Here is a 23,937-nt window from a genome sequence, read left to right as displayed (position 1 = left end):
TGCGGATTCCCCCCACGGGATCCGGCCGGGCGTCTGTGGCTGCCCTGCGGTCTGCCGGGACGCGTACGTACGGGAGGGCCGCTCAAAGCTCCCCGGTGCACGTGCCCCGGCAACGCAATTTCCAGGAAACATCCCCCAAGATGTCCCCTGATGCCGGACGACGTCCCCCAAGACATCTTCCTGCATCGCACCATTAGACTCTCGACCCCCCTCAATGGTTACGTTCGGATCACTGTGATCTGCGTCTCTTGCATATGTCCAGTACATGCGCAAGAGGCCCGATATGGGGATCTGGCGGCAGTGGTGAGGATGCTGAAACGGCCTTGTGAAGGGGTTATGTGAACGTCCTCAGGCGGAGACTGTTCGTGACCACGAAGACCGAGGAGAACGCCATCGCGGCGCCCGCGATCATCGGGTTCAGCAGACCGGCCGCCGCGAGCGGCAGCGCGGCCACGTTGTAGCCGAAGGCCCAGAACAGATTGCCCTTGATGGTGGCGAGGGTTTTCCGGGAGAGCCTGATGGCGTCGGCCGCGACCCGCAAGTCCCCGCGCACCAGTGTCAGGTCGCTCGCCTCGATCGCCGCGTCCGTGCCGGTGCCCATCGCGAGCCCCAGATCGGCGGTGGCCAGCGCGGCCGCGTCGTTCACCCCGTCCCCGACCATCGCCACGACCTTGCCCTCGCCCTGGAGCCGTCGTACGACATCGACCTTGTCCTGCGGCAGGACCTCCGCGTACACGGACTCGGGCGCGATGCCCACCGCGCGGGCGACCGTGTCGGCGACGGCCTTGTTGTCACCGGTCAGCAGCACCGGCGTCAGACCGAGCGCGCGCAGGTCGCGCACCGCTTCCGCGCTGGTCTCCTTCAGGGCGTCCGCCACCGCGAGGACACCGCGCGCGGCGCCGTCCCAGGCGACGAGGACCGCCGTGCGCCCGGCCGCCTCCGCGTCGTCCCGCAGCTTGGCCACCGCCTCCAGGCCGGTCACCCCCGCGTCCGCCAGGAGCCGCTCCCGGCCGACGAGCACCTCGTGCCCGTCCACCGTGCCGCGCACCCCGGACCCCGCGACGTTCTCGAACCGCTCCGGCACCGGCAGCTCGCCGGCCCCGATGCCGAGCCGCCCGGCGGCACCGGCCGCGACGGCGCGGGCGACCGGATGCTCCGAGGCGTGCTCCACGGCGCCCGCGAGCCGGAGCAGCAGCTCCTCCCCGGTGTCCCCGGCGACGTGCACGTCCGTCAGCTCCATGCGGCCCGTCGTCACCGTGCCCGTCTTGTCGAGGACGACGGTGTCGACGCGGCGCGTGGACTCCAGGACCTCGGGCCCCTTGATGAGGATGCCGAGCTGGGCGCCGCGCCCGGTGCCGACCATCAGGGCCGTCGGGGTCGCGAGGCCGAGCGCGCAGGGGCAGGCGATGATCAGGACGGCGACGGCCGCGGTGAACGCGGCGGTCACGTCGCCGGTGGCGCCGAGCCAGCCGCCGAGCGTGCCGGTCGCGATGAGCAGCACCGCGGGCACGAAGATCCCGGCGATCCGGTCGGCGAGCCGCTGCACCTGCGCCTTGCCGGTCTGCGCGTCCTCGACGAGCCGCGCCATCCGCGCGAGCGAGGTGTCCGAGCCGACGCGCGTGGCCCGCACCACGACGCGCCCGGAGACGTTCACGGTGCCGCCGGTCACGACGGCACCGGCCGCCACGTCGACCGGCACGGACTCGCCGGTCAGCATGGAGGCGTCGATCGCGGACGCGCCCTCGACGACGGTGCCGTCGGCCGCGACGGTCTCCCCGGGGCGTACGACGAAGCGGTCCCCGACGGCCAGCTGCCCGACCGGCACCCGCTTCTCCGTGCCGTCCCGCAGCACCGCCACGTCCTTGGCGCCCAGTTCGAGCAGGGCGCGCAGCGCCGATCCTGCCCTGCGCTTCGAGCGGGCCTCCAGCCAGCGCCCGAGCAGGATGAACGTGATGACGCCCGCGGCGACCTCCAGATAGATCGTCGAGGCGCCGTCACCGGGTGAGGCCGTGAACGTGAAGCCGTGCCGCATCCCCGGCATCCCGGCGTCCCCGACGAACAGCGCCCACAGCGACCAGCCGAAGGCGGCGAGCGTACCGACGGAGACGAGGGTGTCCATGGTCGCGGCCGCGTGCCGCAGATTGGTGAACGCCGCCCGGTGGAAGGGGAGGCCGCCCCAGACGACGACGGGGGCGGCCAGCGTCAGCGAGAGCCACTGCCAGTTCTCGAACTGGAAGGCGGGGACCATCGCGAGCAGCACCACGGGCAGGGACAGCACGGCGGAGACGATCAGGCGCTGGCGCAGGGTGTCGGGCTCGGCGATGTCGGCGGTGGTGGGGGCCGGGGCGCCGCCGGCGGCGGGCTCGGGGGGTTCCGGCGGGGGCGGCACGATCTCCTCGGCCGTGTAGCCCAGCTTCTCGACCAGGGCGATGAGCTGGTCGACCGCGACGCCTTCGTCCTCCTCGTACGAGACCTTCGCCTTCTCCGTGGCGAGATTGACCGTCGCGGTCACGCCCTCCATGCGGTTCAGCTTCTTCTCGATGCGCGAGGAGCAGGAGGCGCAGGTCATTCCGCCGACGGCGAGTTCGACTTCGGTCATGACTCTTTCGTACTACTTCCGGGTCGGGATACGACGGCGGGCCCTGTGGTGCCGGCGTCCGGCACCACAGGGCCCCGCGGCTTGGCCGGGCTCAGGCCTTGGTGCCGACGAGCTCGTAACCCGCCTCGTCGACGGCGGCGCGCACGGCGGCCTCGTCGAGCGGCGCGTCGGAGATCACGGTGACCAGGCCGGTGGCGGCGACGGCCTTGACGGAGCTGACGCCCGCGATCTGGGAGATCTCCTCGGACACAGCTCCCTCGCAGTGCCCGCAGGTCATCCCCGTCACCTCGTACTCGGTGGTGACGGCGCCGTTCCGCGGCGTCTCGGCGGCGTCGGAGTGGCAGGAACCGCTGGGGGAGCAGCAGGACCCGGTCGTCTCGGACTCGGCCTGCGGGAGCTCGGTCTGGGCGCTCATGTCGTTCTCCTCGGGAGGGATGTGTACGTATGCGGCGTAGCGTGCTGGAGGGGGCCCGGGAGCCCCGGCGACCTCCTCACACACCGAAGACTATACCCCTAGGGGGTATTACTCAACGAGGCGGGGGCGCGGCGGACGGGCTCGGGTCCGGCGGGTCAGCCCCTGCGGCCCCGGTTGCCGGGCCGGGCGGCCACCCACGCGCGGACGGTGTCCGCGTACCAGTAGGGCTTGCCGCTCTCCACGTGGTCGGGGTCGGGCAGCAGTCCGTGCTTGCGGTAGGAGCGCACGGTGTCGGGCTGCACACGGATGTGCGCGGCGATCTCCTTGTACGACCAGAGTCTGCGGTCGGTCATGGTGGCACCTCCCTGCGCACGCCCAGGGCGGCCCGAGAGGCCGACGGGGGAACTGGACGTGACGCGTGGCGATCACTCAGCCTGTGCCCCGTGCAACGACGCAGGGTGACCACAGGGGGGCGACTGTCGACCGCCTGTGACGCAAGCCCCGCGTACGCGAGACATGTGTGACAGGACGGGAGTGTTTGTGACAGAAGAGACGCAATGAGGCTGCCGCTACGCGCCGCACGACCGCAGATAGGAGCGGGTGCGGCGGGCGACCGGCAGCGGCCGGTCCGGCTCGCACGGGTACATGTCCTGCTCCACGATGGCGAAGAGCTCGACGCCCAGCTTCTGCGCCGCGGCGAGCACGGGCCGCAGGGCGGGCACCCCGGCGGGCGGCTCGCACATCACGCCGCGCGCCACCGCGGGGCCGAACGGCACCTCGTCCGCGCGCACGGTGGCGAGGATCTCCGGGTCGACCTGCTTGAGGTGCAGATAGCCGATGCGTTCGCCGTACGTCTCGATGAGCTTGACGCTGTCGCCGCCGCAGTAGGCGTAGTGGCCGGTGTCCAGGCAGAGCGAGACGAGGTCCGGGTCGGTCGCGTCGAGGAAACGGGTGACGTTCTCCTCGGTGTCGATGTGCGTGTCCGCGTGCGGGTGGACCACGACGCGCAGGCCGTACCGCTCGCGGACCTCGTGGGCCAGGCGCTCGGTCTGGGTGGTCAGTTCGCGCCATTGTGCGGGCGTGAGAACGCGGTCCTCCAGGACCGTGCCGGTCTTGTCGTCGCGCCAGAAGGAGGGGATGACCACCAGGTGCTCGGCGCCCATGGCCTGCGCGAGCGCGGCGTTGTCCGCGACGTGGGCCCAGGTCTTCTCCCAGACGGCGGGCCCGTGGTGCAGGCCGGTGAAGACCGTGCCAGCCGAGACCTTGAGGCCGCGGCGGGCCGTCTCCGCGGTCAGTTCGGCCGGGTCGGTGGGCAGATAGCCGTACGGGCCGAGCTCGATCCACTCGTACCCGGCCTCCGCGACCTCGTCGAGGAAGCGCCGCCAGGGGACCTGCCGAGGGTCCTCGGGAAACCAGACGCCCCACGAGTCGGGCGCCGAACCGATCCGGATGCGGGACAGCGTCGTCATGGCCGCCAGACTCCAGGCCGTCCCGGAAGAGTGTCAAGCAGTGGTCCGAATGTAAGGACAAAATGTTGACAGGGTTCCTCGGGCGGGATTAGACCTGGGGGCACACGATCGTCGGGTCGGGCGAAGGGACGCACAGGGTGAGTGATCCGTACGACGTCATCACGATGGGCCGGATCGGGGTGGACCTGTATCCCCTGCAATCCGGGGTGTCCCTCGCCGAGGTGACCGAATTCGGGAAGTTCCTCGGCGGCTCGGCCAGCAACGTCGCCGTCGCGGCGGCCCGCCTCGGCCGCCGCGTCGCCGTCGTCACCCGCACCGGCGAGGACCCCTTCGGCACGTATCTGCACACCGCGCTGCGGGAGTTCGGCGTCGACGACCGCTGGGTGAGCCCCGTCGCGGGCCTGCCGACGCCGGTCACCTTCTGCGAGATCTTCCCGCCCGACGACTTCCCGCTCTACTTCTACCGGCTGCCGAAGGCGCCCGACCTCGAGATCCACGCGCACGAGCTCGACCTCGACGCGATCCGGGCGGCACGGATCTTCTGGATGACGGGGACGGGGCTCTGCGCGGAGCCGAGCCGCGCGGCCACGGTGGCGGCGCTCGCCCACCGCGCGCGGTCGGGGATCACCGTCTTCGACCTGGACTGGCGGCCCATGTTCTGGGACCGGCCCGAGGAGGCCAGAGCGCCCTATGCCGAGGCGCTCGCCCACGCCACCGTCGCCGTCGGCAACCTCGACGAGGTCGAGATCGCCACGGGGGTGCGCGAACCCGGCGCGGCGGCGCGGGCGTTGCTCGACGCGGGCGTCGAACTCGCCGTCGTCAAGCAGGGGCCCGCCGGCGTCCTCGCGATGAACCGCGCGGGCGAGTCGGCCCAGGTGCCGCCGCTCCCGGTGAAGGTCCTCAACGGACTCGGCGCGGGCGACGCGTTCGGCGGGGCGCTCTGCCACGGGCTGCTCGAAGGGTGGGGGCTGGAGCGGATCATGCGGTACGCCAACGCGGCGGGGGCGATCGTCGCCTCCCGCCTGGAGTGTTCCTCCGCCATGCCGTTTCCTGGCGAGGTCGCCCTGGCGGTGGACGAGGGAGCCGTCACGTGAACGCCGCACCGGGGCGCCGCGCACGGGGCTCCGCCCCGGACCCCGCTCCTCAAACGCCGGAGGGGCTGAATTCCCTCATCCCCGTTGACGTCGCCGCCCTTGCGCGGACCCGGGCCCGGCACCCCGAAGCCATCGCCGAAGCCGCCGCCCGGCGGGTGCGGCGGGAGCTGCTCCGTGCGGACGGGCGGCTGATGATCGTCGCCGCCGACCACCCCGCCCGGGGCTCGCTCGGGGTGGGGCGGGACCCGCTCGCCATGGCCAACCGGGCCGACCTCCTCGAACGGCTCTGCCTCGCGCTGTCGCGGCCCGGCGTCGACGGGGTGCTCGCCAGCGCCGACGTCCTCGACGACCTGCTGCTCCTCGGCGTGCTCGACGGCAAGGTCGTCATGGGGTCGATGAACCGTGGCGGTCTCGCCGGGGCGTCCTTCGAGATGGACGACCGGTTCACGGGGTACCGGCCCGAGGACCTCGAACGGCTCGGCTTCGACGCGGGCAAGCTGCTGCTGCGCGTCGACCACGACGACCCGGGCTCGCTCCGCACCCTGCACTCCGCCGCGCGCGTCGTCGACGCGATGGCGGAGCGGCGGCTGCCCGTCTTCGTCGAGCCGTTCCTCACCGGACGCGACGGCACGGGGCCGCCCCGCAACGACCTGAGCGCCGACGCCGTCACCCGCTCCATCGCCATCGCCTCCGGACTCGGCGGCACCTCCGCGTACACCTGGCTGAAGATCCCCGTCACCGAGAACCCCGACGACATGGCCCGCGTCATGGAGGCCTCGACGCTGCCCGCTGTCCTGCTCGGCGGTGACGTGGGGGGAGACGCCGCGTACGAGAAGTGGCGCGGCGCCCTGCAATTGCCCACCGTGCAGGGGCTCGTCGTGGGCCGGGCGCTGCTCTATCCGCCCGACGGGGACGTGACGGCGGCGGTCGACACGGCCGTAGGACTGCTGTAGCAGGGGATACGGGCAGGGCAGGCTGGGCGCACAGGCTGAGGAGGCTCACATGACGTACGTACCGAAAGGGAGTGCGGCCGACGGTCCGTACGCCCTCGACATCGACCCGAAAAAGGCCGGTTGGGCCTACTCGTACCTGCGCGTCGTCGAGCTGGAACCGGGCGGGCGGCACTCCTTCTCCACCGGCGAGAGTGAATGGATCGTGCTCCCGCTGACCGGCCGCTGTACGGTGCAGACAGCAGACGGGATCATCGAACTGCTGGGCCGCGAGAGCGTGTTCAGCGGAGTCTCCGACTTCGCTTACGTGCCCCGTGACGCCCGGATCCAGATCGCCTCCGGCGCGGGAGGCCGCTTCGCCCTGGCAGGAGCGAAGTGCGAGCGTCGACTCCCCGCCCGCTACGGCTCCGCGCCGGAGGTACCCGTCGAGAGCCGCGGCAGCGGCACCTGCGCCCGCGAGGTGCGGAACTTCGCCTCGGCGGACGCCTTCGACTGCGACCGGCTGATCGCCGTCGAGGTGATCACGCCCGGCGGCAACTGGTCCTCGTACCCGCCGCACAAGCACGACGAGCACCGCCCCGGCGTCGAGGCGGAGCTCGAGGAGATCTACTACTTCGAGATCGAGGCGCCGGGCGGCCGCGAGGGCTTCGGGTATCAGCGGGTCTTCCCGTCCCGCGAAGGCGGCACCGACGTCCTCGCCGAGGTCCGCACCGGCGACGCCGTCCTCGTGCCGGACGGCTGGCACGGCCCGTCCGTCGCCCAGCCGGGGCACGCGATGTACTACCTGAACGTGATGGCGGGTCCGGGCGCGGAACGGGAGTGGCGGATCTGCTTCCACCCCGACCACACGGAGGTATACCGATGAACCGGCTGACCAGGCTGACCACGGCCCAGGCCCTTGTCCGCTTCCTGTCCCGGCAGTTCACCGAGCGGGACGGCACCCGGCAGCGGCTGATCGGCGCGACCTGGGGCATCTTCGGGCACGGCAACGTGGCCGGCATCGGCCAGGCGCTCGTCGAGTACGCCGAGGAGATGCCCTTCCACCAGGGCCGGAACGAGCAGGCCATGGTGCACGCAGCCGTCGGGTACGCCCGTCAGCGCGGCCGGCTCGCCACCCACGCCGTCACCACCTCCATCGGCCCCGGCGCCACCAACCTCGTCACCGGCGCCGCGCTCGCCACCGTCAACCGGCTGCCCGTCCTCCTGCTGCCCGGCGACACCTTCGCGGCCCGCCCCGCCGACCCCGTGCTCCAGCAGCTCGAAGTGGCGTACGCGGGCGACGTGTCGGTCAACGACTGCCTGCGGCCCGTGTCGAAGTACTTCGACCGCGTGACCCGCCCCGAGGCGCTGATCCCCGCCGCGCTCGGCGCGATGCGCGTGCTCACCGACCCTGCGGAGACCGGCGCCGTCACGCTCGCCCTGCCGCAGGACGTGCAGGCGGAGGCGTACGACTGGCCGGACGAGTTCTTCGCGGAGCGGACGTGGACCGTCCGGCGGCCGGCCCCCGACCCGCGCGAACTGTCCACCGCGGCGGCGCTGGTGCGCGAGGCCCGGCGCCCCCTGGTCGTCGCGGGCGGCGGCGTCCACCACAGCGCCGCCGAGGACGCCCTGCGGGACTTCGCCGACGCCACCGGCATCCCCGTCGCCGCCACCCAGGCAGGCAAGGGCTCCCTGCGCCACGACCACCCGGCGGACGTCGGCGGCATCGGCCACACCGGCACCGCCACCGCCGACGGACTCGCCCGCACCGCCGACCTGGTGATCGGCGTCGGCACCCGCTACAGCGACTTCACCACCGCGTCCGGCACCCTCTTCGAAGCGGCCGGGGTGCGGTTCCTCAACCTCAACATCGCGCCCTTCGACGGCCACAAGATGGCGGCCGACACCCTGATCGCCGACGCCCGCGCCGGACTCGAAGCGCTCACGGAGGCGCTGCACGGCCATCGCGTCGAACCCGCGTATGCCGTCGAGTACGCGGACGGCAAGGAGCGCTGGGAGCGGCGCGTCGACGCCGCGTTCCGGGCGGACGAACCGGACGTACGGCCGACGCAGGCCCAAGTCGTCGGTCTGCTCGACGAGTTGGTGACGGACGACGACGTGATCATCAACGCCGCCGGGTCGCTCCCCGGCGACCTGCACAAGCTGTGGCGGGCCCGGTCGCCGCGGCAGTACCACGTCGAGTACGGCTACTCCTGCATGGGATACGAGATCCCCGCCGCCATCGGCGTCGCCCTCGCCGCGCCGGAGCGGCCCGTGTGGGCGCTGGTCGGCGACGGCACGTATCTGATGAACCCGACCGAGATCGTCACGGCCGTCCAGGAGAACCTGCCCATCAAGGTCGTCATCCTGCAGAACCACGGCTACGCCTCCATCGGCGGCCTCTCGGAGTCCGTGGGCGGCGAGCGGTTCGGCACCGCCTACCGCTTCCGGGCGCCGGACGGGACGTACACCGGGGGCCCGCTGCCCGTCGATCTCGCGGCGAACGCGGCCTCGCTCGGCATGCGGGTCCTGCGCGCCGGGACCGTCGGCGAGCTGCGCGAGGCGCTGCGCGAAGCCCGCGGGGCAGACCGTCCCACATGTGTCTATGTGGAGACGGAAACGGCAGACACAGTGTCGGGCCCGCCCCCGGCACAGGCGTGGTGGGATGTGCCCGTGGCCGAGACCGCGACCCGGATGTCCGCGGTCAAGGCCAGGGAAGAGTACGACCGGCACGTCGCAGCCCGACGCCGCCACCTGTGAGAGTAGGGATGCTTGTCATGACGAAGACCGTCAACCACTGGATCGGTGGCAAGACTGTCGAGGGCGCGTCCGGAACGTACGGTCCGGTCACCGACCCGGCGACCGGCGCCGTCACCACACAGGTCGCCTTCGCGAACGTGGACGAGGTGGACGCCGCCGTCGCCGCCGCCCGCGAGGCCTTCGCGACCTGGGGCACCTCCTCGCTCGCCCAGCGCACCAAGGTCCTCTTCAAGTTCCGCGCGCTGCTCGACGCCAACCGCGACGCGATCGCCGAGCTCATCGTCGCCGAGCACGGCAAGGTGCACTCGGACGCGCTCGGCGAGGTCGCCCGCGGCCTGGAGATCGTCGACCTGGCCTGCGGCATCACGGTGCAGCTGAAGGGCGAGCTGTCGACGGAGGTCGCCAGCCGGGTGGACGTGGCGTCCATCCGCCAGCCGCTGGGCGTCGTCGCGGGCATCACGCCGTTCAACTTCCCGGCCATGGTGCCGATGTGGATGTTCCCGCTGGCCATCGCGTGCGGCAACACCTTCGTCCTGAAGCCGTCGGAGAAGGACCCGTCCGCGTCGATGAAGATCGCTGAGCTGCTGAGCGAGGCCGGGCTGCCCGACGGCGTCTTCAACGTGCTGCACGGTGACAAGGTCGCCGTGGACCGCCTCCTGGAGCACCCGGACGTCGCGGCCGTCTCCTTCGTCGGCTCCACGCCGATCGCCCGCCACATCCACGCCACCGCCTCCGCCAACGGCAAGCGCGTGCAGGCGCTCGGCGGCGCCAAGAACCACATGCTGGTCCTGCCGGACGCCGACCTGGACGCGGCCGCCGACGCCGCCGTCTCGGCCGCGTACGGCTCCGCGGGCGAGCGCTGCATGGCCATCTCGGCGGTCGTCGCGGTCGGCGCGATCGCCGACGAGCTGGTCGCCAAGATCAAGGAGCGCGCCGAGAAGATCAAGATCGGTCCCGGCAACGACCCGGCGTCCGAGATGGGACCGCTCATCACGGCCGCCCACCGCGACAAGGTCGCCTCGTACGTCACGGGCGCCGCGGCCGAGGGCTGCGAGGTCGTCCTCGACGGCACCGGCTACACGGTGAAGGGCCATGAGGACGGCCACTGGATCGGCCTCTCCCTGCTCGACCGCGTCCCGACCACCGCCAAGGCCTACCAGGACGAGATCTTCGGCCCGGTCCTGTGCGTGCTGCGCGTCGACACGTACGACGAGGGCGTGGCGCTCATGAACGCCTCGCCGTTCGGCAACGGCACGGCGATCTTCACCCGCGACGGCGGCGCGGCCCGCCGCTTCCAGCTGGAGATCGAGGCGGGCATGGTCGGCGTGAACGTGCCGATCCCGGTGCCGGTGGGCTACCACTCCTTCGGCGGCTGGAAGGACTCCCTCTTCGGCGACCACCACATCTACGGCAACGACGGCACGCACTTCTACACGCGCGGCAAGGTCGTCACCACGCGCTGGCCGGACCCGTCGGACGCGCCGACCGGGGTGGACCTGGGGTTCCCGCGCAACCACTGAGACCCGCCCGTCGGGGCGGGAGGGGTGCGGCTCTACGATGCGTGTGCACTGCATGAAAGGCCGTGAGCATGCCGCACATCGACATCGACTACGCCGACACCCTGTCCGGCGTGCTGGATCTGCCCGCCCTGGTGGCTGAGCTGCATCCGCTGGTCGTGGAGCGGGTGGACTCGGTCGGGGTCGGCAAGACGTTCTGCCGCTCCTCGGAGGCCTTCGTCGACGGCAGGCCCGACGCGCCGTTCGTGCACGTCACCGTGGGGCTGCTGCCGGGGCGGGGGCCCGCCGTGAAGGCGGAGCTCTCCGACGACGTGCTCGCGCTGCTCGGCAAGCACCTGTCGGGGGTCGAGGGCGCGACGTACTCGGCGGAGGTCCGCGACCTCGATCCGTCCTACCGGCTCCATCCGACGCACTGACCGGAATTGTTCGGTGACAGTACGTACAGCAGGGCCGTCCGGATTCCGGACGGCCCTGATTCTTTTTTGACGCTCTCCTTGCGGTTCCCGTGCACAGGGCGCAATTCGGGCAGCTAAAGCCCCCATGTTCATACGCCTGCAATATGAAGGTCATCTTCGGTGGCGGCATGTTCATTGAGGCCCGTCTCGGCAAACTCTTGGGAATGCGAGGCGACTTGGAGTGTGACCGTGCTGCGGATTCCGTAGGTAAGTGACCGTTGACGTTCCGGTTGTCGCCGGGGTTCGATGACGCGCCGGGAGCCACCGAAACACGCAGCTCAACCAGCCTTCGGAGGCGATAGGGCTCCCGTCGCATCGTTCACCGCACTCCTGCCGTACGAGTCGATCGGAACCGCGCTCCATGACCGATACGCTTCGCCCGCTCCAGTCCGCCACCCCCGACGCCCCGCCGGCGCCGGTGGCCGTGCCTGGCGATCCCCAGAAGCTCAAGCGTTCCATCGGCGTCGTCGGCGGCACCCTCCTCACGCTGTCGTGCGTGACGCCCGCCTCCACGCTCTTCGTCGTCGTCCCCGACCTCTTCTCCTCGCTCGGCACCGCCACCGCCCTCACCATCGCGATCGGCTCGCTGCTCTGCGTGGGCGTCGCGTTCTGCTACTCCGAGCTGGGCACCCTCATCCCCAGCGCGGGCGGCGAGTACGCGATGGTCTCCACGATGGCGGGCCGCCTCGCCGGCTGGCTCGTCTTCGTCCTGTCCCTGCTCGTCGTGATGATCGTGCCGCCCGTCATCGCCATGGGCACGGCCGACTACCTGGCCCCGGTCGTCCACCTCGACCCGTCCTACGCGGGCGCGGGCGTCATGATCTGCGCGACCCTCGCGGGCCTCCTCGACCTGCGCGCCAACGCGTGGATCACCGGCATCTTCCTGGTGCTCGAAGTCGTCGCGGCGGGCGTCGTGGCCGTCCTCGGCTTCGCGCACGCCGAGCGGGGGCCGGGCAGCCTGGTGGACCTGTCGGTGGCCTCCGGCTCAGGCTCGGGCGGTTCCGGCGGCGTCGACACCGTCACCGCGATGCTTATCGTCTCCGGCCTCGCCATCGCCCTCTTCGTCACGCAGGGCTTCTCCACGGCCGTCTACCTCTCCGAGGAGATGGAGAACCCGCGCCGCAACGTCGCGCGTACCGTCCTCGCCACCCTCGCCATCTCCGCCGTGATCATCCTGGTGCCGGTCATCGCCATCACCATGGGCGCGGAGAGCCTCACCGCGCTGACCGAGGGCGACATCAGCGCCATGGTCGCGGCCTGGTCCAACTCGGCCGTCGGCACGTTCGTCAGCCTCTGCGTCGCCCTCGCGATCATCAACGCGGGCATCGTCATGGTCATCCAGAACTCCCGCGTCCTCTTCGCCTCGGCCCGCGACAAGGCCTGGCCCTCGCCGGTCAACAAGGCGCTGTCCAAGCTCGGCGCGTCCGGCGCCCCCTGGATCGCCACGCTGCTCGTCGGCGTCCCCGGCGCGCTCCTCTGCTTCGTCAACCTGGACACGCTGTACGGCGTCACCGGCGTCTCCGTGACCGGCATGTACCTGCTGGTCGCCGTCGCCGCGCTGCTGGCCCGCCGCGGCTCGCACGGCCACGCGGCGGCCTGGCGGATGCCGCTGTGGCCGGCGGTGCCGGTGGTACTGATCGCGGTCCTCGCGTACGTCCTGAGCCAGCAGGAACTGGCGTACCTCGGCTGGACCGGCGGCATCGTCGTGGCCGCCACCCTGTACTGGGCGCTGTACCTGCGGCCGCGGCGGGACACGCGGTGGCTGGTGAGCGTGCCGGAGGACGGGCAGGGCTGAGCGGCCCGGCCGTCCCACCCGCTCATCCACCCACCCGCCGCTCCACCTCCGCCCAGTCCGCCGGGTCCAGCTCGACGGAGCCCGCGGCGGCCGGCAGGTCACGGTCCTTGAACCCGCTGGACGTCGACACGCACACCACGGGACCGTCCACCGCGTCGGCACCCAGCTGCCGGTACCCCGCGAGCCCCGCCGCGGCGGACAGCTCGGGCCACAGCCCGCCCCGCGCCAGCTCGTCCCGCGCCGCGACCATCTCCGCGTCCGTGACGAGCAGCGCCGCACCCCCGCTCTCGCGCACGGCGACGATGCCCCGGTAGCCGCCCACCGACGAGCTGATCGCGTACGCCGCCGTCTCGCCGACCGGCACCTGCGTCGCGGGCACCCCGTCCCGCAGCGCGGCGGCGAGCGGGCCGCCGACCGCCGGCTCGCATGAGTACAGGTGCGGCACCCGGTCGGTCACGCCGAGCGCGACCAGCTCCGCGAAGCCCTTCCAGACGCCGAAGAGGAGTTCGCCGTACCCGGTGGGCAGGAACACCGCGCCGGGCACGCCGAGTTCGGCGTAAATCTCGTACGCGAGGGTCTTGTAGCCCTCGGGTCCGAACGCGTGCCCGGTGTGCGTCGGCGTCACGTTGCTGACGGGGTGGTAGCCGAACCGCTCCACGATCCGCCGCAGCAGCGGCCACCGCGCGTCCACGGGCACCGGCAGCACCACGGCGCCGTACGCCCGCAGGAACGCGTCGACCGCGGGCGGCGTGTCCGCCGAGGTGAGCACGGCGCAGCGCAGCCCGGCCCGCGCCGCGTACGCCGCCGCCGAGGCCCCGTGGTTGCCGGACGAGGCGACGACGACGCCCTCCGCGCCCGCGCCGACCGCCGCGCTCACGGTGACGCGGTTGATGCGGTCCTTGTGGCTCCACGTCGGGTTGCGGGACTCGTCCTTGATCCAGAGGCCGTCGCCGAAGGGCACGAGGGGCGTGCCGCCCTCGCCGAGCCCGGGCGCGTGCAGCGGCGGCAGGAGAGGGGCCCACCGGTCGTGGCCGTGCGGGCGGCCGGGCGCGGTGGTGAACAGGCCGGCGGGGACCTTGTCGTAGGCGTAGTCGACCTCGACCGGGTACGACACGGTGTCCGTACTGGTGACCGGGCACCCGGCGGTGAGCGGCGGCCACAGCGGGAAGCGGACGGCCGGATCGCCCAGGGAGCGCTGGCCGGTGGCGAGAGAGCCGAGGGAGTCGAGAGAGGCGGAATCCCGGGATGTCATGACGGGAGACTCTATTCAGGCGGGCGGCGAGGACTCGTTGAGGTAGGTCAGGACGGCCAGGACGCGGCGGTTGCTGTCGTCGTCGTCACTGATGCCGAGCTTGCCGAACATGGAGGTCGTGTACTTGCTGATCGCGCTCTCGCTGAGGAACAGGCGGCGCCCGATGGCCTGGTTGGACAGCCCTTCGGCCATGAGGGCGAGGACGGAGTGCTCGCGTTCGGTGAGCCGGTCGAGGCCCCGCCCCGCGGACCCGGCGGAGAGCAGTTTCGCGATGACGGCCGGGTCCATGGCGGTCCCGCCGCCCGCGACGCGCTCCAGGGCGCCGATGAACTGGTCGGCGTCGAACACGCTCTCCTTGAGGAGGTAGCCGACGGCGCCCGAGCCGTCGGCCAGCAACTCCCGCGCGTACAACTGCTCGACGTGCTGGGAGAGGACGAGCACCGGCAGACCCGGCATCTCATGGCGGGCGGCGAGGGCCGCCCGCAGCCCTTCGTCCGACTGCGTCGGCGGCATGCGGACGTCGATGACGGCCACATCGGGGCGGAACGTCCGCAGCGCGTCGAGCGTCTCGGGCCCGGTGGCCGCCGTCGCCACCACCTCGTGCCCGCACGCCTCGATCAGGCGGACCATCCCGTCCCGCAGCAGATAGAGGTCTTCGGCTACGACGATTCGCATGGCACCGCCATCCTCACACGCGTCGGGCCGCCCGCGGGACTGCTGATCTCCAGAGCGCCGTCGAACACCGCGAGGCGGCGGCGCAGGCCCGCGAGTCCGCCGCCGTCCCGCGCACCGGCCCCGCCCCGGCCGTCGTCCTCGACCTCGGCGACGACGCCGGTGCCGTCCCGGGTCAGGGTGACGCGTGCCCGGGACGCGGCGGCGTGCCGGACCGCGTTGGTGACCAGCTCGGCGACGCCGAAGTAGACGGCGGCCTCGACCGGCGGGTCCAGGCGCAGCCCGTCGTCGGCGGTGACGGTCACGTCGAGCGGGACGTCGAGGGCGAGCGCGCGGACGGCGTCGACGAGCCCCCGCTCGGTCAGCACCGGCGGGCTGATCCCCCGTACCAGCTCGCGCAGTTCGGCCAGCGAGGCCGCGGCGCCGGCCCGCGCCTCCCGCATCAGCGCCCTGGCCTGCTCGGGATCGGTCGCCATCAGCTTCTCCGCGGTCGCGAGGGAGAGCCCGAGGCCCACGAGGCGGGCCTGCGCCCCGTCGTGCAGGTCCCGTTCGATGCGGCGGATCTCGGCGGCCTGCGCGACGGTCGTGTCCGCGCGCTGGGCGGTCAGCTCGGCGACGCGGTCGGCCAGCGCCCTCGCGGGCGACGGGCGCAGGAGGCGGACGGCCACCGGTTCCAGGGGGCGCCAGGCGTACGGGGCCGCGGCGACCGCCACCACCAGACCGAGCGCCCCGACGACACGCGCCCCGGCCCCGGCCGCGCCGAGCCCGACGACCGCCGCGGCCGCACCTGCCGGCGGCACACAGGCGACCAGCCCCGCGGTGAACGGCACGAGCAACGTGAAGCGCAGGTCGCGCCGGTTGGCGGGATCGGCCCACCGGACCCGCCACTTCTGGTCCATGAGGGCGTCGCGCCTGGTCCGCTCGTAGCCGAAGCCGTTCCACCAGTACCCGGTGGACATCCGCGTCACCGGCCCCGCCTGCCGGTATCCGGCGGGGAGCTCCGTGCCCGTCCACCGCGCGACGAGGTGCCGTACCGCGCGGCAGACCGGACGGGCCAGCGCGAGCGTGCCCCCGCAGACCAGCACGAGCGGCGCGAGCCACGACCACGGGTTCGACGCTCCCCACCGGATCCCCAGCACCACGGCGGCCGCCCACACGGACGGCACCAGCATGCTGACGACCGCCACGGCGCACGCTCGCACGAATCCCGTGCCGACGCGCGCCCCGAACGCCCTCCACTTACTCAGCTGACGCATGTTCTTCCTTCGCCTTCCGTCCCGGTGCTCCCACTCTGCACCGGACGCAGGCCGCGGCCTCCCCGATCGACCGGAGAGTGGGTCTGGCCCCACCCACCCGTGCGTCCAGACGGATACTCCGCAGGTCACGCGCTCCCTAGCGTCGACGGCATGGAATCCCTCACGCACACCTTCCGGACGATCCGGCTCCTCGTCACCCTCTACGGCGCGCTGAGCACCGCGCTCCTCGGCACGGTCGCCGTGCTCGCGGCGACCGGGCACCCGGTCAACACGTTCATGTGGGTGCGGGCGGTGCTGCTGCCCCTGGTCGCCGTGGTGATCCACCGGCTGACCGGCTCCGCCTCCCGCGGCTCCCGCCGGGCCTTCGAGCGCGTGCGGACCCTCGCCGTCGTCATGCCGATCGCGGTCATCGGCGTCGACCTGATCCCCGGCGTCTGCCCGCCGTGGTACGCGGTGACGCAGTCCGTCTGCATGCTGCCCGTCATCGGGATCGCGTTCCTCACCCGGCGTTCCGCGCCGAGTGCGGGCTGATCCCCGCGTACCACCACCGCGGTACGGGCGGCGCGGAGTCTACTCCCCGGGGAGGCCGCGGGGTTCAGACCGGCGGCTGCCGACGTTGTCGGCGGGCGCCCGTACCTTTGACGGTATGGATCTACGACTGCCAAGGGCCAGGTTCCCCGTGCCGCGCGGTCCGCGCCGGCTGTTCGCCACCGTGGCCGCCGTCGCGGTGCTCGCAGGCGTGGGCACGTGGTCGGCGGTCGCCTCGGACGACGGCCCCGCCGTGCGCAGGGCGGACCGGATGGTCGACACCGGCGGCGCCCGGATCGACACCTCGTACTTCACGGCGGGCGACCCGGACGAGAAGCGCCCCGCCGTCCTCATCGGGCACGGCTTCGGCGGCAGCAAGAGCGACGTGCGCGAGCAGGCGGAAGACCTCGCCGAGGACGGGTACGCCGTCCTGACGTGGTCCGCCCGCGGCTTCGGCAGGTCCACCGGCAAGATCGGGCTCAACGACCCGAAGGGCGAGGTCGCCGACGTCTCCAAGCTGATCGACTGGCTGGCGACCCGCCCCGAGGTGCGGCTCGACAAGGACGGCGACCCGCGCGTGGGCGTCACCGGCTCCTCCTACGGCGGGGCGGTGTCGCTGCTCGCCGCCGGGCACGACAAGCGGGTCGACGCGATCGCCCCGCAGATCACGTACTGGAACCTCGCGGACGCGCTGTTCCCCGACGACGTCTTCAAGAAGCTCTGGACCGGCGTCTTCATCAACACCGGTGGCGGCTGCGAGCGGTTCGAGAAGCGGCTGTGCGCCATGTACGAGCGGGTCGCCGTGTCCGGGAAGCCCGACGCCGAGGCGCGCGAACTGCTCGCCGAACGCAGCCCGGTGGCCGTCGGCGACCGCATCAAGGTGCCGACGTTCCTCGCCCAGGGACAGACCGACTCCCTCTTCCCGCTCTCCCAGGGCGACGCCATCGCCAAGGCGGTCCGCGCCAACCACGCGCCCGTGTCCGTCGACTGGATCGCCGGCGGCCACGACGGCGGTGACCGCGAGCGCGACCGCGTGGAGAAGCGCATCGGCACGTGGTTCGACCGCTATCTGAAGGACGACAAGGGCGTCGACACGGGCCCCGCGTTCCGCGTCACCCGCACCGGAGGGATGGACTCCACCGACGGTGCCGCGCGGCAGCGGGGCGCGAGCGACGACCGCTACCCGGGCCTGCGGAACGGGCCGCGCGCGGTGCCGCTCGGCGGCCGCGAGCAGACCTTCGACAACCCGGCGGGCGCCAGTCCGCCCGCGATCTCCGGGCTCCCCGGCGTCGGCTCGCTCTCCCGGCTGTCCTCCCTGGGCGTCGGCGTATCCCTGGAATTCCCGGGGCAGTTCGCCAAATTCGACTCGAAGCCGCTCGACAAGGACCTCCGCATCACCGGCACGCCGACCGTGCGCGCCCACGTGAAGTCCTCCAGCGGTGACGCGGTGCTGTTCGGGAAGGTGTACGACGTCGGGCCCGACGGCAAGCAGCAGGTCCTGCCCTCCCAACTCGTCGCCCCCATAAGGGTGACGGACGCGAAGGACGGCAAGGACGTCGAGCTGACCCTGCCCGCCGTCGACCACGAGGTGCAGAAGGGCCACCGCCTCCGCCTCGCCCTCTCCTCCACCGACCTCGGCTACGCGTCACCCGCCGAACCCGCCAAGTACACCGTCTCCCTCAAGAGCGACCTGAAGGTGCCGACCGCGCCCGGCGTGGAGACCGCCGCCGCGCCGCTGCCCGCCTGGGTGTGGTGGCTGCCCGCCGCCGCGGCCGTCCTCGCCCTCGGCCTGCTCGCCACCGCGCGCAGGCGCACCACGGCACCGGCGCCCGATCCCGGCCTCGCCGAAGTGCCGCTCCAGATCACGGATCTGAGCAAGCGGTACGCCAGGTCCAGCGACCGGTACGCGGTCCGCGACGTCTCCTTCACCGTGGAGAAGGGCCAGGTCCTCGGCCTCCTCGGGCCGAACGGCGCGGGCAAGACCACCACCCTGCGCATGCTCATGGGCCTCATCCGCCCCGACGCGGGCGAGATCCGCGTCTTCGGCCACGCGATCCGGCCGGGCGCGCCCGTCCTCTCCCGCGTCGGCGCGTTCGTCGAGGGCGCCGGATTCCTGCCCCACCTGTCCGGCCGGGAGAACCTGGAGCTGTACTGGAAGGCCACAGGACGGCCTGCCGAGGACGCCCACCTCGCCGAGGCGCTGGAGATCGCAGGCCTCGGCGACGCGCTGGCTCGCGCCGTGCGGACGTACTCCCAGGGCATGCGGCAGCGCCTCGCCATCGCCCAGGCCATGCTCGGCCTCCCGGACCTGCTGATCCTCGACGAACCGACCAACGGCCTCGACCCGCCGCAGATCCGCGAGATGCGGGAGGTCATGATCCGGTACGCGCGCGGCGGCCGCACCGTCATCGTCTCCAGCCACCTCCTCGCCGAGGTCGAGCAGTCCTGCACGCACCTCGTCGTCATGGACCGCGGCCGCCTCGTCCAGGCGGGCCCGGTCGCCGAGATCGTGGGCTCCGGAGACACGCTCCTCGTCGGCCTCGCGACGGACATCCCCGATCCACTCGTCGAGAAGGTCGCCGCGCTGCCCGGCGTCGCGTCGGCGGTGCGCGCCGACGACGGCATCCTGATCCGGCTCGACGGCACCGAGGACGCGAGTGCCGTACGCCTCCTGCCCGAACTGGTGCGCCTGGACGTGCCCGTGGAGTCCATGGGCCCGCACCGCCGCCTCGAAGACGCGTTCCTGACCCTGATCGGAGGCACCGCATGAGCGCCCCCACCCTGGAGCGCCCCACCGCGCCCGGCTACCGCGCGGGCCGCACCCTGCCCCTGCGGGTCGAGGCCGTCCGCCAGCTCAAGCGGCGCCGCACGCTCGTGATGGGCGGCATCATGGCGCTGCTCCCCGTCGTGCTGGTCATCGCGTTCGCCGTCGCGGGCGGCTCACCGGGCTCCCGCAGCGGCGAGGTGACGCTGATGGACACGGCGACGGCGTCCGCCACGAACTTCGCCGCGACGTGCCTGTTCGTGTCGGCGGGCTTCCTGCTCGTCATCCCCGTCGCACTGTTCTGCGGGGACACCGTCGCCTCCGAGGCGAGCTGGTCCTCCCTGCGCTACCTCCTCGCGGCCCCCGTGCCGCGGGCCCGGCTGCTCTGGTCCAAGATGGCCGTCGCGCTCGGCATGAGCGCCGCCGCGATGGTGCTCCTGCCGCTGGTCGCACTGGCGGTCGGCGCGCTGGCGTACGGGTGGGGGCCGCTGGAGATCCCGACCGGCGGCGCCCTCCCCGCGGGCACGGCGACCCGGCGCCTCCTGATCGTCGTCGCGTACGTCTTCGTGTCCCAACTGGTCACCGCGGGCCTCGCGTTCTGGCTCTCCACGAAGACCGACGCCCCGCTCGGCGCGGTCGGCGGCGCGGTCGGCCTGACGATCGTCGGGAACGTCCTGGACGCGGTGACGGCCCTCGGCGACTGGCGCGACTTCCTGCCCGCGCACTGGCAGTTCGCCTGGGCCGACGCGCTCCAGCCGCACGCCGAGTGGGGCGGCATGATCCAGGGCTCGGCGATCTCGGTGTCGTACGCGCTGGTGCTGTTCGCGCTGGCGTTCCGGGGGTTCGCGCGGAAGGACGTGGTGAGCTGAGGGGGGCTTGTGGGGCTTGGATGCCTGGAGTCCCGGTGCTCCGGGCCCAGGCGTCAGCGGCCTTCGGTGCGTATCTTCACGCTGCGTATGAGTGCGGCGAGCTGGGCGGGGGAGGTGGCCAGCTCTGTGTCGGGGGCTTCGCTTTCGCGGAGGCGGATGGTTCCGGCGGTTGCGGTGAGCTCCACGCAGTCGGGGGCGTCTCCGCCGCCGGAGAACGAGGATTTCTGCCATGCGGTGTCCTGCGCCATGTCCGTACCTTTCACATGGTCTGTGCCAGTCGGTGGATGAACTGCCGTGACTCTATGACTCCCAATGCGGCCTCCTCCACCTGGCGAAGGGCCTGGCGGTAGCGCGCCAACTGCGCTTCGGCGTCCAGAAACGCCCCGCCGTGCGGGCCTTCGACCATGACCGTATCCAGCTGCGGGACAGGGCCACCGGCGTGCACGAGTGGATGGGCGATTCCGGAGAACCCGTCCACCTCGAACGGAATGACCCGCACAGTCACCTGAGGAAGTTCGGACCGCTCCAGGATGTGCAACAGCTGCCGCCGGGCCGCCTTGCTGTCCGCTGCCTTTATCCGGAGCGCTGCTTCGTGGATCAAAGCTCGGTAGGGCACGGCCTGATCTGCCCCCAATGTCTCTTGGCGCCGCAGACGGAACTCGGTGCGCCGCTCGATCTGCTCCTCTGAGAGTTTCGGTACTGAAGCGCCGAAGACGGCTTGGATGTGCTCCTCTGTCTGCAACAGGCCTGGCACATGCATGGTCTGGAACGTGCTCAAGTGCGCTGCCTTGTTTTCCAGTTCGGCGAGGTCCAGATAGCCGGACGGCACCAGTCCGCGGTACTCCTCCCACCACCCGTGCCCTCGCTCGTCCGCCATTGCGACCAGCGCATCGATGAGGGCCGTGTCGTCACAGGCGTACTGGCCGGCCAGGTATCGGACGCGCTCCCCGCTGACTCCCACGCGCGCACTTTCCACGGCGGAGATCCTGGTCTCGGCGAACCCCATACCCCGGGCTGCCTCTCGCCCGGACAAGCCGGCCCGTTCCCGCAGTTTTCGCAACTCGGTACCGAGCCGTGCCTGGCGTGCCGTGATGATGCTCCGTGCCGACATTTACCCCTGCTTTCGCGCGAGTTGAGAAGGCTGAGTATCCCAGTAGCGCTTGACGAGGTTCAACTGAACCCCGTACTGTCCGTGACGTAACGCACACGCTTCGAGATCGCCGGGATATCGGAAGCGCACCACTCCGTCCTGCCATGACGGACGTGACATTGCCACCGTCCCGCTGCCCATCGCGGCGCCCCCACCCCCCTCACCCCACCCGGAGTTCCGCCATGCCGAAAGCACCGGAAGACCAGGCTCCCGAACCCGAACCCGAACCCGAACCCGAACTCGAACACGGAACCGAGCCCGAGCCCTGGGAGTACACCCTCTACATCCCCCACGACCTCCGCGCCGTCACGATCTGCCGCCGTACCCTCCGCCTGGTCCTCGCCGCGCACGGCCTGCCCCACTTCTCCGAAGTCGCCGAACTCCTGGCCGCCGAATTGGTCAGCAACGCCCTGTGCCACACCAAGGGCCCCGCCGCGCTGCGTCTGCGCTGGACGGGCGGGCTGCTCCGTGTCGGCGTGTGGGACACCGACCCGAGACCACCGGCCCCGGTCCCCGCCCCGCACATCGCCCCGGATGCCGAACAGGGCCGCGGCCTCGCCCTCGTGCGCAGCTGTGCAGATGGGTGGGGTTGGTATCCGCTGACAGCCACCGGGGACACCGGCAAGTACGTGTGGTGTGAACTGTCCGCCGCATAGCCGCGTATCCGCATCGCAACCCTTCCGCAACGTCCCGGGACGATCGTTCGAGGCCTCCTCCGCGTCACAGTCAGGAAAGCCGACGACGACGCGAGGGGGAGAGATGCGGACCCGGACGGAACGACACGGGCTGCTCGCCGCGGCCATGGTGGGCGGCCTGCTGATCACCGGCTGCACCGGTGGCGGCGGTCACGACAGCACCGCCACGGACGGCAGGAGCAAGCAGCGCGGCTCCTCGGCGCTGCCCGCCCCCGCGCCCGGCACCGGCGGGGAGGACGGGCACGAGGACAGCGGGCGGGACGCCGCGCCCCCGCCCGACTACCTCTCCACCTTCGCCCTGGACGTCGACACCGCCTCGTACGGCTACGCGCGCCGCACCCTCGCCGAAGGGCGGCTGCCCGACCCGGCGACGGTCCGCCCGGAGGAATTCGTCAACAGCTTCCGGCAGGACTACCCGCGGCCCGACGGCGACGGGTTCAGCGTGAGCGTCGACGGGGCGCGCACCGGCGACGACGGCTGGTCGCTCCTCCGCGTCGGCCTCGCCACCCGAGGCGAGCCGGACCCGGACGAGCGCCCGCCCGCCGCCCTCACCTTCGTCATCGACGTATCGGGATCCATGGCCGAACCGGGCCGCCTCGACCTCGTGAAGAGGTCGCTCGGGACCATGACCGATCAGCTGCGGCCCGACGACTCCATCGCGCTCGTCACCTTCAGCGACACCGCGGAGACGGTCCTGCCGATGACCCGCCTCGGTGAGTCCCGCACCGGGGACGGCCGCGGCCGCGCGCACGACGCGATCGAAGCGCTGGAGCCCACCCAGTCCACCAACCTCGAAGCGGGCGTCACCACGGGCTACGACACCGCGGTGCGCGGCAGGAAGGAGGGCGCCACCAACCGGGTCGTGCTGCTCTCCGACGCCCTCGCCAACACCGGCGACACCAGCGCCGACGGCATCCTCGAACGGATCTCCGACGCCCGCCGCGAGCACGGCATCACCCTCTTCGGCGTCGGCGTCGGCAGCGACTACGGAGACGCCCTCATGGAGCGGCTCGCCGACAAGGGCGACGGCCACACCACGTACGTGTCGAACGACGAGGACGCCCGCGACGTGTTCTGCGAGAAGCTCCCCGCCAACATCGGCCTGCGGGCCCGCGAGGCGAAGGCGCAGGTCGCGTTCGACCCGGAGACCGTCGAGCGGTTCCGGCTCATCGGGTACGAGAACCGCGAGGTCGCCGACGACGACTTCCGCGACGACTCCGTGGACGGCGGCGAGGTCGGCCCCGGCCACACGGTGACGGCGCTGTACGCGGTGCGGACCGAGCCGGGCGCGGACGGGCATCTCGCCACGGCGAGCGTGCGCTGGCTCGACCCCGACGGCCGCGCGCCGCACGAGGAGTCGGGCCGGATCGAGAGCGCCGACCTGGACGACTCATTGCGGGACGCGGACGAGGGCCTGCAGGTCGCGGCGACGGCCGCCTACTTCGCGGACGGCCTGCGCGCGGCAGCCCCGGCCGGCCGCTCCGACCGGGACCGCGCCGACCGGCTCCCCGCCACACCGTCCCTGCGCGAACTGTCCGGGTGGGCGCGCGCGTTGCCGACCCGCGACAAGCAGGCGCGCGAACTGACCGAGGCCATCGACCGGGCCGTGCGCCTCACCGGCAACGGCACCGGCGGCCCGGCCGAGGACGAGGGCGCCACCACCGGCCCGCCGCGCGGCGAGATCCGGCCCGCCGACGCCCTCGCCGGCTGACCGGCGA

21 protein-coding genes are annotated in these 23,937 nt (G+C 72.2%); 12 read left to right on the top strand and 9 right to left on the bottom strand.

Annotation, left to right across the window (positions count from 1 at the left end; translation table 11 throughout):
- Positions 1 to 334: 334 nt before the first annotated feature.
- From ACI2L3_RS02800 to ACI2L3_RS02785, 4 genes are all read right to left on the bottom strand, one after another.
- A complete protein-coding gene (locus tag ACI2L3_RS02800) occupies positions 335 to 2,599 on the bottom strand; it encodes a heavy metal translocating P-type ATPase (RefSeq protein ID WP_404750482.1) in 2,265 nt (754 codons plus the stop codon).
- Positions 2,600 to 2,690: 91 nt separating this feature from the next.
- Positions 2,691 to 3,014, bottom strand: coding sequence for a heavy-metal-associated domain-containing protein (locus tag ACI2L3_RS02795; protein WP_404750481.1), 324 nt, complete (start codon positions 3,012 to 3,014; stop codon positions 2,691 to 2,693).
- A gap of 155 nt (positions 3,015 to 3,169) precedes the next feature.
- Positions 3,170 to 3,367, bottom strand: coding sequence for a MarR family transcriptional regulator (locus ACI2L3_RS02790; protein WP_404750480.1), 198 nt, complete (start codon positions 3,365 to 3,367; stop codon positions 3,170 to 3,172).
- Positions 3,368 to 3,583: 216 nt separating this feature from the next.
- On the bottom strand, positions 3,584 to 4,483 hold the full coding sequence (locus ACI2L3_RS02785; protein ID WP_404750479.1) for a sugar phosphate isomerase/epimerase family protein: 900 nt from the start codon (positions 4,481 to 4,483) through the stop codon (positions 3,584 to 3,586).
- 164 nt (positions 4,484 to 4,647) lie between these two features.
- Between ACI2L3_RS02785 and iolC the strand changes: the two genes are divergently transcribed.
- The 7 genes from iolC to ACI2L3_RS02750 all read left to right on the top strand — a co-directional run bounded on the left by iolC (position 4,648) and on the right by ACI2L3_RS02750 (position 13,033).
- Positions 4,648 to 5,577 (top strand): 5-dehydro-2-deoxygluconokinase, encoded by a 930-nt coding sequence (gene iolC, locus ACI2L3_RS02780; protein ID WP_404750699.1) that lies wholly within the window; start codon positions 4,648 to 4,650, stop codon positions 5,575 to 5,577.
- Between the two features lie 65 nt (positions 5,578 to 5,642).
- Complete coding sequence (locus ACI2L3_RS02775; protein WP_404750698.1) at positions 5,643 to 6,530, top strand: deoxyribose-phosphate aldolase; 888 nt, start codon at positions 5,643 to 5,645, stop codon at positions 6,528 to 6,530.
- A gap of 49 nt (positions 6,531 to 6,579) precedes the next feature.
- Positions 6,580 to 7,392: a 5-deoxy-glucuronate isomerase gene (iolB, locus tag ACI2L3_RS02770; protein WP_404750478.1), complete on the top strand. Its 813-nt coding sequence runs from the start codon at positions 6,580 to 6,582 to the stop codon at positions 7,390 to 7,392.
- Positions 7,389 to 9,266 carry a 3D-(3,5/4)-trihydroxycyclohexane-1,2-dione acylhydrolase (decyclizing) gene (iolD, locus tag ACI2L3_RS02765; protein ID WP_404750477.1) on the top strand — a complete coding sequence of 626 codons (1,878 nt, stop codon included), beginning with the start codon at positions 7,389 to 7,391 and terminating at the stop codon, positions 9,264 to 9,266. Before iolB ends, iolD begins: the two co-directional genes overlap by 4 nt.
- Positions 9,267 to 9,283: 17 nt before the next feature.
- Positions 9,284 to 10,786 (top strand): CoA-acylating methylmalonate-semialdehyde dehydrogenase, encoded by a 1,503-nt coding sequence (gene mmsA, locus ACI2L3_RS02760; protein ID WP_404750476.1) that lies wholly within the window; start codon positions 9,284 to 9,286, stop codon positions 10,784 to 10,786.
- 68 nt (positions 10,787 to 10,854) lie between these two features.
- Positions 10,855 to 11,199 carry a 5-carboxymethyl-2-hydroxymuconate delta isomerase gene (locus ACI2L3_RS02755; RefSeq protein ID WP_404750697.1) on the top strand — a complete coding sequence of 115 codons (345 nt, stop codon included), beginning with the start codon at positions 10,855 to 10,857 and terminating at the stop codon, positions 11,197 to 11,199.
- Between the two features lie 400 nt (positions 11,200 to 11,599).
- Positions 11,600 to 13,033 carry an APC family permease gene (locus tag ACI2L3_RS02750; RefSeq protein WP_404750475.1) on the top strand — a complete coding sequence of 478 codons (1,434 nt, stop codon included), beginning with the start codon at positions 11,600 to 11,602 and terminating at the stop codon, positions 13,031 to 13,033.
- Between the two features lie 22 nt (positions 13,034 to 13,055).
- On the opposite strand, the gene ACI2L3_RS02745 is transcribed toward ACI2L3_RS02750, so the two are convergent.
- Genes ACI2L3_RS02745 through ACI2L3_RS02735 form a run of 3 tightly spaced genes read right to left on the bottom strand, consistent with a single transcriptional unit; the run spans position 13,056 to position 16,213 of the window.
- The gene (locus ACI2L3_RS02745; RefSeq protein ID WP_404750474.1) at positions 13,056 to 14,285 is read right to left on the bottom strand and encodes a pyridoxal-phosphate dependent enzyme; all 1,230 of its coding nucleotides are present in this window, start codon (positions 14,283 to 14,285) and stop codon (positions 13,056 to 13,058) included.
- A 15-nt stretch (positions 14,286 to 14,300) separates the two neighbouring features.
- Entirely contained in the window at positions 14,301 to 14,960 is a 660-nt protein-coding gene (locus tag ACI2L3_RS02740; protein WP_404750473.1) for a response regulator, read from the bottom strand.
- The gene (locus ACI2L3_RS02735; RefSeq protein ID WP_404750472.1) at positions 14,945 to 16,213 is read right to left on the bottom strand and encodes a sensor histidine kinase; all 1,269 of its coding nucleotides are present in this window, start codon (positions 16,211 to 16,213) and stop codon (positions 14,945 to 14,947) included. The genes ACI2L3_RS02740 and ACI2L3_RS02735 overlap by 16 nt, the downstream gene beginning before the upstream one ends.
- A 150-nt stretch (positions 16,214 to 16,363) precedes the next feature.
- On the opposite strand from ACI2L3_RS02735, the gene ACI2L3_RS02730 reads away from it, so the two are divergent.
- The 3 genes from ACI2L3_RS02730 to ACI2L3_RS02720 all read left to right on the top strand — a co-directional run bounded on the left by ACI2L3_RS02730 (position 16,364) and on the right by ACI2L3_RS02720 (position 20,374).
- Positions 16,364 to 16,744, top strand: a complete 381-nt coding sequence (locus ACI2L3_RS02730; protein ID WP_404750471.1) for a hypothetical protein — start codon at positions 16,364 to 16,366, stop codon at positions 16,742 to 16,744.
- Positions 16,745 to 16,859: 115 nt separating this feature from the next.
- Complete coding sequence (locus ACI2L3_RS02725) at positions 16,860 to 19,511, top strand: alpha/beta fold hydrolase (RefSeq protein WP_404750470.1); 2,652 nt, start codon at positions 16,860 to 16,862, stop codon at positions 19,509 to 19,511.
- A complete protein-coding gene (locus tag ACI2L3_RS02720; protein WP_404750469.1) occupies positions 19,508 to 20,374 on the top strand; it encodes an ABC transporter permease in 867 nt (288 codons plus the stop codon). Before ACI2L3_RS02725 ends, ACI2L3_RS02720 begins: the two co-directional genes overlap by 4 nt.
- A 53-nt stretch (positions 20,375 to 20,427) precedes the next feature.
- On the opposite strand, the gene ACI2L3_RS02715 is transcribed toward ACI2L3_RS02720, so the two are convergent.
- Complete coding sequence (locus ACI2L3_RS02715) at positions 20,428 to 20,622, bottom strand: DUF397 domain-containing protein (RefSeq protein WP_404750468.1); 195 nt, start codon at positions 20,620 to 20,622, stop codon at positions 20,428 to 20,430.
- A gap of 11 nt (positions 20,623 to 20,633) precedes the next feature.
- On the bottom strand, positions 20,634 to 21,485 hold the full coding sequence (locus ACI2L3_RS02710; RefSeq protein WP_404750467.1) for a helix-turn-helix domain-containing protein: 852 nt from the start codon (positions 21,483 to 21,485) through the stop codon (positions 20,634 to 20,636).
- A 221-nt stretch (positions 21,486 to 21,706) separates the two neighbouring features.
- Between ACI2L3_RS02710 and ACI2L3_RS02705 the strand changes: the two genes are divergently transcribed.
- Together ACI2L3_RS02705 and ACI2L3_RS02700 are read left to right on the top strand one after the other, a co-directional pair.
- The gene (locus tag ACI2L3_RS02705) at positions 21,707 to 22,180 is read left to right on the top strand and encodes an ATP-binding protein (RefSeq protein ID WP_404750466.1); all 474 of its coding nucleotides are present in this window, start codon (positions 21,707 to 21,709) and stop codon (positions 22,178 to 22,180) included.
- A 103-nt stretch (positions 22,181 to 22,283) separates the two neighbouring features.
- Positions 22,284 to 23,930, top strand: a complete 1,647-nt coding sequence (locus tag ACI2L3_RS02700; protein WP_404750465.1) for a von Willebrand factor type A domain-containing protein — start codon at positions 22,284 to 22,286, stop codon at positions 23,928 to 23,930.
- The last annotated feature ends 7 nt before the right edge of the window (positions 23,931 to 23,937 follow it).

The sequence above is a fragment of the Streptomyces sp. NPDC029674 genome (assembly GCF_044903205.1).
Classification (GTDB): domain Bacteria; phylum Actinomycetota; class Actinomycetes; order Streptomycetales; family Streptomycetaceae; genus Streptomyces.
The sequence above is the reverse complement of the archived record's forward strand: the minus strand, read 5'-3'. Positions and strand labels throughout refer to the sequence as shown.